The sequence below is a fragment of the Natronobacterium texcoconense genome (assembly GCF_900104065.1).
Taxonomy (GTDB): Archaea; Halobacteriota; Halobacteria; order Halobacteriales; family Natrialbaceae; genus Natronobacterium; species Natronobacterium texcoconense.
Map to the genome: position 1 here is coordinate 430,028 of NZ_FNLC01000001.1, position 12,774 is coordinate 442,801.

Here is a 12,774-nt window from a genome sequence, read left to right on the forward strand (position 1 = left end):
CGATTCGAACGGATCAGTCGACCATGTCGATGTCGTTGCCTTGTCCCGGCCCCATCTCGGGCTGGACGGACTCGCCGTCGGGCTGGCCGTAGATCTGTGGCGACTGGACGCCGGTGACGACGATCATCGTGCGCATGTTGCCCTCGAGGTTCTCGTCGATCGAGGTCCCCCAGATGATACGGGCGTCGGGGTCGATGCGGTCGTAGATTTCCTCGACGACGCCTTCGGCCTCCTCGATGGACATGTCGTTGCCGCCGGTGACGTTGACGAGTGCGGAACTGGCACCGGAGATGTCGACGTCCAAAAGCGGCGAGCGGAGTGCGGTCTTGACGGAGTCTTCGGCTTTCGCCTCGGAGTCGGACTCGCCCAGACCGATCATCGCGACGCCGCCGCGTTCCATGACGGTCCGGACGTCGGCGAAGTCGAGGTTGACGAGACCTGGTTTCGTGATGAGTTCCGTGATGCCCTTGACCGAGCGCATCAGGACCTCGTCTGAGACCTTGAACGCCTGGCGGACCGGCAGTTTGCCGACCGAATCGAGCAGGCGATCGTTGGGGACGACGATCACTGTGTCGGAGACGTCACGCAGGCGCTCGAGACCTGCTTCGGCGTTCGTCCGTCGAACCTCACCTTCGGCGGTGAAGGGGGTCGTGACGATCGCGATCGTCAGCGCGCCGGCTTCGCGGGCGGCTTTCGCGACGACGGGTGCGGAACCGGTTCCGGTGCCGCCGCCGAGTCCGGCGGTGACGAAGACCATGTCGGAGCCATCGATAGCCTCGTAGATGTCCTGCTGGCTCTCGAGTGCGGCCTCTTCGCCGACCTGGGGGAGCGAGCCGGCACCGCGGCCGCCGGTTTTCTCCTCGCCCATCAGGATCTTGGTGTCGGCCTCGATCTCCACGAGGTGCTGGACGTCGGTGTTTGCCGCGACGAGTTTCGCGCCGTGGATTCCCTCCTCGTGCATCCGGTCGATGGTGTTACCACCGGCACCGCCACAGCCGACGACCGTGATCTCGGTCTGGAGGTCCTTGAGAACGTCTTCGAGTTCGTCGTCGGTCATCGTTCCGCTGTCGCGGCTCTCGCTGCCTGCCGACGAGCCGCCGTTCTGGGGCGTCTCGTCAGCAGGGTGGGCAGGTATTTCCCCCTCCCCGTCCTCGGCCTCGTCGATGGCGTCGTCGATGAGTGAGTCCATTCTTGGACCCTTCTAAACGATGGAGCATAATTACCTTTCCCCTACACGTCAGCCGTGCGTCAGACTGATTAAGGTCATGTTACCTGTCGATGTTTTCGTTTCGAAAAGAACGCCACGTGACTCAGTAGCAGCTAATTAATGTTAGGTTATCTATTTATTCGATCGGGAACCGGTCTGTCTGCTGGCTCCGGACCAGATCCGGGCTGATACGCCGACCGTCGACCGTGACTGTTTCGCCGTTTGCCAGCGCACCGAACTTCGGTCCCTCCGGAACGCCCTCCTCGCGTGCCAGGGCCGGATCGAACCCGGTCTTCTCGGCGACGACGGCGTCTTCGCTCACCTCGACCGCGTCGTACTTCTCCTCCAGGAGCGTGGCCAGTTCGTCGACGATCGCCGCCTTCGGCTCCGGGCGGCCATCTCCCTCGAGCGAATCGGCGGGAACCGCGATTCGAGCGCCGACGCGACTGCCGCCGTTCTCGGTGGCGAACGCGACCGTGTGGGAGGCGACGATCTCCCGGACTCGGTCGGGGTCGATCCCCTCTGCGGTGTCGACGAGGTCTGCAGGCAACTCGAGGACGCCGACTGCCGCCGCCTCGCGCTCGCCGAACCGGATGCCGTCGTCGACCGACCCCAGTTTCGACTCGACCGCGTCGACGACCTCGAGCGGCCGATCGCCGACCTCGCGGAGCCACGTTTCGCTGACGACGCGGTAGCCGAGGTCGACGAGCGTCTCCTCGAGAACGGGCCAGTCGCCGTCGATCAGCGCGACTTCGGCCGCGCTCGCTTCGAACGCGTCCTCGAGGACGTCGCGGTGGGCGTCGGGGTGGCCCATCGCCTCGAGCGCCCACTCGGAGGCGACGTGGCCGACCGCCCAGGGGGTCTCGCGGACCACTCGTTCGAATCGGGGCGTGTAGTGGTTGCCGCCGAAGCCGACGACCTGTTTCTCGCGGGTCGGTTCGACGTCCCGCAACTCGAGGATCGCGCGGGCGACGGCCTCGGCACCTGTGGGGTCGTCCCACTGTTCGTCGTCGCTGCCCAGTTCCGCGAACAGCGAGGGACAGCCCACGTCGGTCGGGCCGTGGTGGGTACACTCCATCCCGACGTCGTACCCCTCGGGAGCGTATTCGTCGAAAGCCTCGAGAAGGGTTGTGAGGGCGTTCGGCGCAGCCGTGGCGACGGCGTGGTCTTCGCCGCCGAACTCCGCTGGGCCGAAGTTACCCGTGAAGTGGCCGGTCAGCAGCGGCCCCGTATCGCCCGAGTGCCGGGAGGCGAAGACCAGCAGGTCGGGATCGCAGTCAAAGGCGTCGGCAGGGCTCTCGAGTTCGAGATGCAGGTCGTCGAACGAGCGGAGTTCGACGTCCTCGAGGCGATAGTAGGTGCCGCCGCCGTCGGCGTCGGGCCGGTCGTCGTCCGTTCGTTCGGTCCAGTCGGCCAGTTTCCGGAGGTGATCGCAGACGTGGACCGACGCGCGGTCGGCTCGGCTCTCGACGATCGCCAGCTCGCTCATACTCGTCGTCGGGCGCTGGTGCCCGTTAAGTCGCCCGTTTTGGCTGCCGGCCAGTTGCACGTTGCGAGAGCCACCCTCGTCTTTCCGGAGCTATATGTGGATAATTATCATCAAAGATTCGTAGGATGACCGATACGGACAGAGACGACCCGTCCAGCGAGGGGGGTTCCGAGGAGGAAGATGCACTAACCGACGTACCGCTCGACGTTCGAAACGTGACTGCCGTCGTCGACGACTACGCCGCCGCGATCCTCGACGCCAGTGGGTGTGTCGCGGCGTGGAACGACGGCGCGAGCCAGGTTACGGGATACGACGAGGACGCGATCGTCGGGAGTCACTACCGCGTCCTCTTCCCGGAGTCAGACCGGGACGAGGGGAAACCTGAACGGCTACTCGAGCGGGCACGAACCGAGGGAGGAGCCGAAGACCGTGGCTGGCGCGTCCGACGTGACGGCGGTCGACTCTGGGTGAGGGAGGTACTCCTCGCCGTCAGCGTCGACGACGGCGACGTCGGCGCCGTCGCACACGAGGACGGCGAACCGGACGGCTACGGCTGGTTCGTCCAGGACCGGACCGACGACCACGAGCGCGAAGGCGAACTGCGTGCCGAGAAAGCCTTCACCGAAAGCGTCCTCGACGCTCAGCCGGACATCCTCTATGCATACGATACCGACGGCGAGTTGCGCGACTGGAACGACCGACTCGAGGAGGTGACCGGCTACGACGCAGCCGAACTCGCGACGATCAGCCCGCTCGAGTTGATCGCACCGACGGATCGAAGACGGATCGACGCGGCGATCGACCGCGTCCTCGAGGAGGGAGAGCGCGTCACCGCCGAGGGAAACCTCCTGACGAAAGACGGCGATCGGATCCCCTACCAGTTCAACAGCGCCCGCATCACCGACGAAACGGGGACCGTTCTCGGGTTCACCGGCGTCGGTCGCGACGTCAGCGAACGGAAGGAACGCGAGCGGGAACTTCGGGAGGAACGGGCGTTCCTGGAGAGCGTATTCCAGGCCCAGCCGGACCTCGTCTACGCGTTCGACGCAACGCGGGGGTACCGCAAGTGGAACGACCGCGTGCCGGAGGTGACGGGATACACGGAGTCAGAACTGTCAGAGATGGAGCCACTCGAGTTTGTCGTGCCGGAACATCGGGATCGGATCGACGACGCGATCGATCGCGTTCTCGAGAGCGGCGAACGCGTCGCTACCGAGGCGGATCTGTTGACCAAAGACGGGGAACGGATCCCCTACGAGTTCAACAGCGCTCGCATCACCGGCGAGGACGGGGCAACCCTCGGGTTTACCGGCGTCGGCCGTAACGTCAGCGAGCGGAAAGAACGTGAGCGGGAACTCGAACGTCTCGACCGGCTCAACGGCGCTATCCGGGCGATCGACGAGGCGATCGTGGTCGCAGAGGGCCGCCAAGAGATCGGATCCGCCACTGTGGAGCGACTCGCGCAGACGGATCTCTACCAGTTCGCCGCGATCGGTCGCACGGAGTCGACTGGTGATCGACCAACTCTCGAGGCGTGGGCGGGAGAGGGTATCGACGCGGATGGTCTCGAGGATGTGCTGGCCTCGTTCGCGACTCCGCGAGGCGACGCTCCGAACGAATCGACGCTCGAGAAACGGCGCATCCGGGCGCATACGAACCTCCGAGAGAGCGACGTCGACGCGTGGCGGACCGACGCTCGCGAGTACGAATACGGCGCAGTCACGGTCGTTCCGCTCGTCGCGGGCGAGCGCAAACTTGGATCTCTCCTGATCGCCGCTGCCGAGCCATCGCCGTTCGCCGATCGCGAACTCGAGGTGCTCGAGGAGTTCGGCGGAACCGTCGGTCACGCGATCCACGCGATGACGCTGCGACGACTGCTCTATACGGACACCGTCGTCGAACTCGAGTTCGAGTCGACCGATCGAGGTGACGTCTGCGTCGATCTCTCCCGGCGACTGAACTGTCGACTCACCGTCGATCACGTCCTCCCGCTGACCGACGACGCGTTCGTCTACTACGTCACCGTCTCGGAGTGCGACCCGGACCGGATCCGCGAGGACGCAGTGGCACACGACGCGATCCGGGACGTCCGGTCGATCGACGTCGACGGCGACGAGAGCCACTGGGAACTGGTCGTCGCCGAAACGCCGATCGCCGGTCTGCTCGCCGAGTACGGCGCCCGAATCCGGGCGAAGACCGTCGACGACGGCGTCTCGACCGATCTCGTACAGGTCAGCCCCGACGCGGACGTCCGCGAACTCGTCGATGTCGTGACCTCGGTCTACCCCGACGCGACCCTGGTCTCGAAACACACCGTCGAGCGACCGGTCAGGACTCGCGGTGACTTCCGACAGACTGTCGAGGCGAGGGTGACCGATAGACAGCAAGCCGCCCTCGAGGCGGCCTACTACGGCGGCTATTTCGAGTGGCCCCGACGCCGTAGCGACGCTGGCGATATCGCCGAACAGCTCGGAATCGCTCGCCAGACGTTCCACCAGCACCTCCGGGTCGCACAGCGGAAGTTGCTGACCGCCTATTTCGAGGGGGCGCCTTGATGTGACATCCTCCTCGCTGTAAACGGCGAGGCTTCCCACGCATGGGGAATACCAGTTAGTCGTCGTCTCCAGAACCTTCGGTTCTGGCGGGCTGCACGAGACCTCCGGTCTCGTGAACGCTGGCAGAGGGTTCCGACTCTTGGAACGCCGTGAGAGTCATCTGCGCTGGTACGCTCTTCTCACGGTGAGCCGTGGCGGTGTCACAACCGCTCCCATCCCGAGGCGAGTCATCGCGCTCCGCCTTGTCAAGCGGGACGCTCTCTCCCCACGGGTCAACCCGTCGTGCGATATTTGCGGAAGCGTTGATGTCGGCCTGAAACGTCGAAACGTGGCAGTCGTCGTGTGGACACCGGAACTCGGCCTGTGAGTCCCGCCGACCGATACGGTGGCACAAGTGGCACATCTGCGAAGTGTACTCTGGATTCACGTACTCGACTGGGATGCCTGCTTCCATCGCCTTGTCTTCGATGCGCCCTTGCAATCGGGCGAACGCCCACGAGTGAAGACGGCGGTTCATGTACCTCCCGTAGTTGAGACGCTCACGGATGTATGTCAAGTCCTCCATCACCAACACCGGGTTCTGGAACTGTCGGGCGTACTCGACGGCCTGCCGAGACGCCTTCTCCACGATGTCGGTGAGCGCGTTCTGGTAGTACGAGAACCGATCGTCAATCCGCCACTCGGCAGCGTCACGTTCTTGGAGGCGTTTCAGGGTCGTGTGCATCTCTTTGCGGAGATGCTTCGCTCTGCTTCCGTCACACACAAACGGGTTAGTCGGAGAACCGTCCTTGAGGGCACAGCCCGTAATCAGTGCGGTTTCTCCGATATCTAAGCCGATGTGCGTGACGTCACCGTCCGTCGATGGTTCTTCAACCTGGTACTCAACGGTGACGTGCAGTACCCAGTTCTTCCGATGTTTCTGAAGCCGTATCTCGCCCGCCTTAGCGTCCTCCGATACGAGGTCATGCCAGAGATCTTCTTGATCGGGGTTGATTTGGAGTGGAATCCAGAAGTTCGTTCCCCGACCGGGGCGTGGAACCCACCATGTAAACTCGTGGTCGCGTTCGTCGGAGTGGTCGAACTTCGCTGCTTGGTTCGTGAGCCGTATCGGGTGATCGTCGTCTAACTCCTGTGCGTTGTACGTCTTGTGGAGTTGCGGGACGTAGTTGCACAGAGCAGCCTTCGCTTGATACGGCAGGTCGTAGGGCGTCACGATATCACTCACCGCTGACATGGTACTCGCCCCGGAGTCGAACGCTTCTTGCAGTCCGTCACGATACGTTTCGAGCAGGTCGTTCAGTTTCGACTGCTTGTGCGCTGTCGGTGGGACAAACGTCGCTTGAAGAGTTTTAGTTATCGTTGTCACTGGCGTCTAATCCCTTCTCGATTAGTTCAGCATATGCGCGGGGATGTCGGATTCCATTATCGCGGGCGTAGTGTTTCACCCGTTCATGGAGATCGCTTCCCCGCTCGATATCGATTTCAGTTCGCACAATAATTTGTACGTTAGTTTGTGACTAAAATCCTCCGTTTGGTATCCGGGTTGCTGTAGACTGTGGGCTGTGTAGTCAAGTGACGCGATTCACGCCCGTTGAGCAAACCGAAGGTTTGCGATGCCCATCAGAACGCTTCGCGTTCTGAGGACGCCCTAAAGGGCGGGATTCTCTCGCTGTTTAAAGATAGTAACAACTGCAACTATTTACACACTGATCGCACAGCTGTCGTGCGATCAGGTGTGCATTGACTTGCAGTGGCTACTATAGTTCCTGCCCGTAGATAGCGGATTCTACGTCTATCTGCCTCGAGAGTCGCTATACCGTTGAATACGAACGAATACTACCGGCTCGTACCAGACAACGCTGGTACACCTCTTACCCCTGTTCGTCGGCTGTCTCGTACAATGAGTTCGACACTGGCTGACGACAGCTTCACGACTACCGCGTTCGAAGTCCTCTCCGATTCTCGCCGCCGTTGCTTGCTCCGCGTTCTCCTCGACCGTCCCGACGAACCGCCGGACGACGTCACGCTCTCGAGCGTCGCGACCGAGATTGCCAGCCGGGAACAGCGCCGGGCGATCGTCTCGGACGACCGCTGTTCTCGCGTCGAGGTCGCGCTCGTCCACCGTCACGTCCCGATGCTCGCCGACGCTGGGGTCGTCGTCCGGGAGTCGACCGCCGAGGGAACGACTCTCTCGCCGACCGACCACCCGCTTCTCGAGGCCGACTGGGTCCACGCGCTGCTCGAGAATCCCGGACTGGACGCGGACCGACTCGACCGGACGCTGGACGCGCTCGCGCCGGACCGTCGACGGACGGTCTGTGAGGTGCTCGCGACGAGACGCGACGCCGTCCACCTCGAGGACCTCGCCGCGACGATCGTCGCCCGCGAGACCGATCGACGCCTCGTCGACGTCTCGGCCGACGACTGTTCGTCGCTCGCGACCGACCTCGCCCACAGCCATCTGCCCGTGCTTACCGACGTCGACCTCCTCGAGTACGACCGCGGGGACCGGACGGTCGCGCTCGCGACCGACGCCGACCTGTGGCAGGTCGACTGGGCGAGCGAGAGCCCGCTCGAGGCAGTGGTAGGGCCGCTGGACCGTTCCGAAGAGAGTCGAACGGCCGACGACGGCGGGGTGGGAAACGGCGCGTGCTGGACGATCCAGGGGCCCGAGAACGTCGTCGCGTACGCCCACGAGATCGCCGACAGTGCCGACGACGAACTCGTCGTGACGGTACCTGACGATGGGATGATCCAGCAACAGTGTCTCGAGCGCTGGCGTGCGGCCGTCGATCGCGGCGTCGACGTCTACGTCGGCTCGCGGTCGGAGCTGGTCCACGAGACGGTCCGGGCGGCGGTACCCGGAGCGATCGTCTGTGAGCCTCAGTTCGACTGGATCAACTTCCCGGTCGAACGACTCCACCACGGCCGAGTCGTGTTCGCCGACCGCGAGCGTGCCATGCTGGTATCGGTCACCGAGCACGGAGCGGGCGAGGGACCACACGCGACGGCGATCGCCGGGAGCGGCGAGGACAACGCGCTGGTGTCGTTACTGCGTGAGCACTTCGGTCCGAGACTCGATCGGCTGGCCGAGGAGTTCGACAGCGACGTGCCGGCCGCTACTGACGTCGAAGCGACGCCGCTTCCGCTGTAGCGCCCTCTTTTTCCTCACGTCACGGCACGAGCAGGTAGATGAACGCGCCGTAGCCAGCGACGAGAACCGCGCCGTCCACTCGAGAGAGGCCGCGACCGTACCCCATCATCGCGGTGAGGACGAGCGTGAAGACGATTAGCGCGGGGAGTTCGAACCGGAGCGTGCTCGAGGCGATTTCGATCGGTGTGATCAGGGCCACGATCCCGAGGACGGCGAGGATGTTGTAGATGTTCGAACCGACCACGTTGCCGATCGCGAAATCGGTTTCGTCCCGGATGGCACCGATGACCGACGCCGCCAGTTCCGGTAGCGAGGTGCCGAGTGCGAGTACTGTCAATCCGATAAAGAGGTCCGAGAAGCCGAGCGCCGACAGTAGGCCAGTTCCGCCCGAGACGAGCCACCGGGAGCCGACGACGAGCGCGATCAGGCCCCCGACGACGAGCGCGACGTCCTTCGCTGCGACGCCTTCGCCGGCGTCGGGGTCGTCGGCGACCGGTGCCGGATCTGCGTTGACGTAGTACAGCAGGAAACCGGTGAATGCAGTGAGGACGAGCAGGAAGATTGCACCCTCGAGTCGGCCGATTCGACCGTTCGCACCGAACGCGAGCAACAGCAGCGCCGCGAGTACCATGGTGGGGACGTGGCGGCGCATCACTCGCTCGCTGACAGCAAGCGGTTTGATGAGCGCGGTCACACCCAGGACCAGCCCCACGTTCGCGATGTTCGACCCGAGGATCGCTCCCAGACCGATATCCGTCGAGACCTGGAGTGCGCCGATCGTCGCGACGAACAGTTCGGGTGCGGTCGTCGCGAACGCGATGACAGTGACGCCGACGGTCGCGGCACGTAATCCGATCCCGAGTGCGAGTCGTCCCGCGCCGGCGACCAGGAGTTCCGCCCCGACGTACAGTGCAGCGGCACCGGCCACAAGGAGCACGACGAAGAGTCCGATCCCCGAAAGCATAGCGGAGGTTACTCGAGACCGGCCAAAAGTACCCCGAAACGAGTCCTGTCCTCGATCGAGTCGAATCAATCCTGCGAACACGTTTTCGATTCGAAAATATTACGCACAGGTATTTCGAGGGGAAAAATACCGTGGCTATTTATTCGGGCATCACGGAAACGAGGGTATGGGAGACGGCAGTGGGAACGGTTATCGACTCGACGAGATCGATCGTCGGATCATCTACGCACTGATGGCCGACGCCAGAAACACGTCGGCCCCGGCGATTGCCGAGGAGGTGAGCGTCTCCGGGGCGACGATCCGAAACCGGATCGCACAGCTCGAGGAACACGGCGTCATCGAGGGGTATCACGCCACTGTCGACTTCGAGCACGCCGAGGGCGCGCTGATGAACCTCTTTCTGTGTCACGTCCCTTTCGGCGAGGTCGAGGGAGCCGCCCGGAAGATCGGAACGATTCCGGGCGTCATCAACGTCCGCGAACTGATGGGTGGCCGGATCAATCTCCACGTACTCGCCGTGGGAACGGACACGGCTGACCTCCGGCGTGTCGGCCGAGAACTCGAGAAGCTAGACGTCGAAATCGAGGACGAGTACCTGCTCCAGACCGAACACGACTTTCCCTACGCGCCGTACGGACCGGCCGACGGCCGCCGCCGGGAGCCACTCGCGGACTACATCAGCCTCACCGGTGGCGCCGAAGTCGTCGAGGTGACGGTCCACGAAGATGCACCGATAGCCGGCCGTACGCTCGAGGGCGCCGCACGGGACGACGTGCTCGAGGATCAGACGCTCGTCGTGGCGATCGAGCGCGACGACGCCGTGATCACACCCCACGGTGACACGGAGATCCGTCCGAACGACGTCGTAACCGTCTTCTCGCCGAGCGAGAGCGACGAACCGACGCTTCGAGGATTCCGTGGCCCGGACGACGAGAACTCGCTGCGATCGCCCGGACTCGAGTAAGATGCCGATCGAAAACCTGCTTCCCGAGTTCCTGCAGCGATCGGAGGAGGTCGACGAGGAGGGCGTGCTGCGGGAGTGTCGCCACTGCGGATCGAAGTTCGACGAACCGGTCGATCACTGTCGCGTCTGTGGCTCGACCGAAATCGCGACCTACGAGTTCGTCGCCGATTCCGAGGATGCCGACGAAGAGACCGACGCGGAGTTCGACGAAACACCCAACGACGAAACCGACCCTCGTTCCTGACGTAGCGTCTGCTCGTGTCGCCGCTCTCGAAAAGTCAACCGAGTCACAATTATCTTATAACGTTCGCTCGTACTGACGAGTATGCCCCGTCTGACGAGACGACACGCCCTTCACGCTGGCGTCGTCTCCTCGCTTGCCCTCGCTGGCTGTACCGACTCGATCGATCGCATTCCCGTCGTCGGCGGCGGTGAAATCGACGATGTCGTCGACGAACAGGACGGTCCCGTTACGCTCGAGCGCGTCGACGGCGACTCGATCGAGGAGCATCCGGTCGTCGACACCGACCGAGAACTGACACTCCTGTACTTTTTCGCGACATGGTGTGAGCCCTGTGCGCCACAGAACGAGGAACTCGCCGACGTCGAAGCAGCGATCGGCGACGACGTCGCGATGCACGCGATTTCGCCGGAGTCCGATACCGACCTCGTCGCCGACTACTGGGCGGACAGTCCGTCGTCGTTTCCCGCCCTCGTCGATCCAGATGCCGCCGTCATGGAGTACTTCTCGGTGCGTGGCTACCCCTCGCTGGTCCTCGTCGACTCGAGCGGGCGCGTTCTCTGGGAACCCGGCGACGAACGGGAGAACCTCGCTATCGGAACGGTGCCGGCTGACGTGATCCTCGAGCAACTCGAGTAGCACGGAGAAACCCACCGATTATATTCCGCCGGCATCGACTGCGAACATGGCTATGGACGTGTTCGGTCTGCTCGGCAACCCCGTGGGACACTCGCTGTCGCCGCCGATGCACGAGGCGGCCTACGACGAACTCGGACTCGAGGCCAGATACGTCGCGTTCGAACCGGACGTCGACGACCTCGAGGCTGCTATCGACGGGGCACGTGCCCTCGGCATTACGGGACTGAACGTGACGATCCCGTTCAAACAGGACGTGCTCGAGAGCGATGCAGTCGCCGTCGACGAGATGGCGACCCGGATCGGCGCGGTCAACACGATCGACTTCTCGGGGGAGCGACCGACGGGACACAACACCGACGCCTCGGGCGCGCTGCGGGCGCTTCGAGAGCACGACGTCGTGGTCGAGGGAGCGACGGCAGTGGTCGTCGGTGCCGGCGGCGCTGGCCGTGCGATCTCGTTTGGGCTGGCCGACGCCGGCGCGACCGTCGAAATTGCGAACCGAACAGAGGAGTCGGCCCACGAACTCGCCGCCGAAGTGCCGAACGCGACCGGGCACGGACTCGAGGACGGAACCCTCGAAGACCTGCTCGCAGAAGCAGATATTCTGGTCAACGCCACGAGCGTCGGCATGGAGGAAGACGCGACGCCGGTTCCGGCCGACGCGCTCCACGACGAACTGGCCGTACTGGACGCGGTTTACCGGCCGCTCGAGACGCGACTCCTGCGTGACGCGGCCGACGTCGGCGCGACGACCGTCGACGGGGCCTGGATGTTGCTCTATCAGGGGGTCGAAGCGTTCGAACTGTGGACCGGGCGGGACGCACCGGTCGCGTCGATGAACGACGCGTTGCGATCACGACTGTAGGTACTGGTAACCCGTCGTTTCGGCCGCCGATGGAAGGAATTTAAGTGCTGAAGCGGCCTACGTTTCACCGATGGCAATCCTCGACACACTGAAGTCACTGTTGGGACTCGACGATTCGGGTTCGGAACGCCAGCCCTCCCGAGAGGTCGGAGTCACCGTCGAACGGGAAGGACCGGGTTCGGCCGACGGTAGCTCCGAGACCGGAGTCGACGAGGACGCGGCCGCGGACGAGGCTGCAGCGGCCGGCTCGACTGCGTCGAGTTCGACTGACACGATGGTCGAACCGACCGAGAAGCCGGAGGAAGCCGCTGAACCGGCCGAAGCTACCGGCCCGACGACGACGGATGCCACCCCAACCGAGACCAAGACTCCGGACGAGACCAAGACAGCGGACGAGAGCACGACAGTAGACGAGACTCCAGATGAGACCACGACAGTAGACGAGACTCCGGCGGCGGAACCAGAAGACGAAACGGAAACCGAACCCGTCGTCGAGATCAAGGGAATCGGGCCGGCCTACGCCGACCGGCTCGCGGACGCCGGCGTCGAAACCGTCGCCGACCTCGCCGAGGCCGACGCAACCGACCTCGCCGAAGCCACCGACATCTCCGAGAAGCGAATTCAGGGCTGGATCGACAGGGCCGAAGTCAGGTAAGGACGTCTCGTTTTCCACGCTACTCTCGAGACCGAAAAACG

Annotated in this window: 11 protein-coding genes; 7 read left to right on the forward strand and 4 right to left on the reverse strand. The window is 63.8% G+C overall.

Features of this window, described 5'->3' with window-relative positions:
- Nucleotides 1–13: 13 nt before the first annotated feature.
- The gene (gene ftsZ, locus BLR35_RS02285) at nt 14–1,189 is read right to left on the reverse strand and encodes a cell division protein FtsZ (protein WP_090376748.1); all 1,176 of its coding nucleotides are present in this window, start codon (nt 1,187–1,189) and stop codon (nt 14–16) included.
- A gap of 154 nt (nt 1,190–1,343) precedes the next feature.
- The gene (locus BLR35_RS02290; protein WP_090376751.1) at nt 1,344–2,696 is read right to left on the reverse strand and encodes a D-aminoacyl-tRNA deacylase; all 1,353 of its coding nucleotides are present in this window, start codon (nt 2,694–2,696) and stop codon (nt 1,344–1,346) included.
- A gap of 125 nt (nt 2,697–2,821) precedes the next feature.
- On the opposite strand from BLR35_RS02290, the gene BLR35_RS02295 reads away from it, so the two are divergent.
- Nucleotides 2,822–5,251, forward strand: coding sequence for a PAS domain S-box protein (locus tag BLR35_RS02295; protein WP_090376755.1), 2,430 nt, complete (start codon nt 2,822–2,824; stop codon nt 5,249–5,251).
- Nucleotides 5,252–5,306: 55 nt separating this feature from the next.
- Here the strand turns inward: BLR35_RS02295 and BLR35_RS02300 are convergent, their stop codons facing one another.
- The gene (locus BLR35_RS02300) at nt 5,307–6,617 is read right to left on the reverse strand and encodes an RNA-guided endonuclease TnpB family protein (protein ID WP_090376757.1); all 1,311 of its coding nucleotides are present in this window, start codon (nt 6,615–6,617) and stop codon (nt 5,307–5,309) included.
- A 534-nt stretch (nt 6,618–7,151) separates the two neighbouring features.
- On the opposite strand from BLR35_RS02300, the gene BLR35_RS02305 reads away from it, so the two are divergent.
- The gene (locus BLR35_RS02305) at nt 7,152–8,405 is read left to right on the forward strand and encodes a DUF7344 domain-containing protein (protein WP_090376760.1); all 1,254 of its coding nucleotides are present in this window, start codon (nt 7,152–7,154) and stop codon (nt 8,403–8,405) included.
- Between the two features lie 19 nt (nt 8,406–8,424).
- On the opposite strand, the gene BLR35_RS02310 is transcribed toward BLR35_RS02305, so the two are convergent.
- Nucleotides 8,425–9,369: a calcium/sodium antiporter gene (locus BLR35_RS02310; protein ID WP_090376763.1), complete on the reverse strand. Its 945-nt coding sequence runs from the start codon at nt 9,367–9,369 to the stop codon at nt 8,425–8,427.
- 166 nt (nt 9,370–9,535) lie between these two features.
- On the opposite strand from BLR35_RS02310, the gene BLR35_RS02315 reads away from it, so the two are divergent.
- The 5 genes from BLR35_RS02315 (at nt 9,536) to BLR35_RS02335 (ending at nt 12,733) form a co-directional block, all read left to right on the forward strand.
- Complete coding sequence (locus tag BLR35_RS02315; protein WP_090376766.1) at nt 9,536–10,333, forward strand: Lrp/AsnC family transcriptional regulator; 798 nt, start codon at nt 9,536–9,538, stop codon at nt 10,331–10,333.
- A 1-nt stretch (nt 10,334) separates the two neighbouring features.
- Nucleotides 10,335–10,577: a hypothetical protein gene (locus BLR35_RS02320; protein WP_090376770.1), complete on the forward strand. Its 243-nt coding sequence runs from the start codon at nt 10,335–10,337 to the stop codon at nt 10,575–10,577.
- Between the two features lie 81 nt (nt 10,578–10,658).
- Entirely contained in the window at nt 10,659–11,213 is a 555-nt protein-coding gene (locus BLR35_RS02325; protein WP_090376773.1) for a TlpA family protein disulfide reductase, read from the forward strand.
- A 52-nt stretch (nt 11,214–11,265) separates the two neighbouring features.
- On the forward strand, nt 11,266–12,078 hold the full coding sequence (locus tag BLR35_RS02330; protein ID WP_090376776.1) for a shikimate dehydrogenase: 813 nt from the start codon (nt 11,266–11,268) through the stop codon (nt 12,076–12,078).
- A 70-nt stretch (nt 12,079–12,148) separates the two neighbouring features.
- Entirely contained in the window at nt 12,149–12,733 is a 585-nt protein-coding gene (locus BLR35_RS02335; RefSeq protein WP_090376780.1) for a helix-hairpin-helix domain-containing protein, read from the forward strand.
- Nucleotides 12,734–12,774 lie beyond the last annotated feature (41 nt).

Bases quoted from the DNA above. Each gene is read 5' to 3' on its own strand.
- BLR35_RS02290 (WP_090376751.1), bottom strand. From the start codon at position 2,696: ATGAGCGAGCTGGCGATCGTCGAGAGCCGAGCCGACCGCGCGTCGGTC.
- BLR35_RS02315 (WP_090376766.1), top strand. From the start codon at position 9,536: ATGGGAGACGGCAGTGGGAACGGTTATCGACTCGACGAGATCGATCGT.
- BLR35_RS02330 (WP_090376776.1), top strand. From the start codon at position 11,266: ATGGACGTGTTCGGTCTGCTCGGCAACCCCGTGGGACACTCGCTGTCG.
- BLR35_RS02310 (WP_090376763.1), bottom strand. From the start codon at position 9,369: ATGCTTTCGGGGATCGGACTCTTCGTCGTGCTCCTTGTGGCCGGTGCC.
- BLR35_RS02295 (WP_090376755.1), top strand. From the start codon at position 2,822: ATGACCGATACGGACAGAGACGACCCGTCCAGCGAGGGGGGTTCCGAG.
- BLR35_RS02320 (WP_090376770.1), top strand. From the start codon at position 10,335: ATGCCGATCGAAAACCTGCTTCCCGAGTTCCTGCAGCGATCGGAGGAG.
- BLR35_RS02335 (WP_090376780.1), top strand. From the start codon at position 12,149: ATGGCAATCCTCGACACACTGAAGTCACTGTTGGGACTCGACGATTCG.
- BLR35_RS02325 (WP_090376773.1), top strand. From the start codon at position 10,659: ATGCCCCGTCTGACGAGACGACACGCCCTTCACGCTGGCGTCGTCTCC.
- ftsZ (WP_090376748.1), bottom strand. From the start codon at position 1,189: ATGGACTCACTCATCGACGACGCCATCGACGAGGCCGAGGACGGGGAG.
- BLR35_RS02305 (WP_090376760.1), top strand. From the start codon at position 7,152: ATGAGTTCGACACTGGCTGACGACAGCTTCACGACTACCGCGTTCGAA.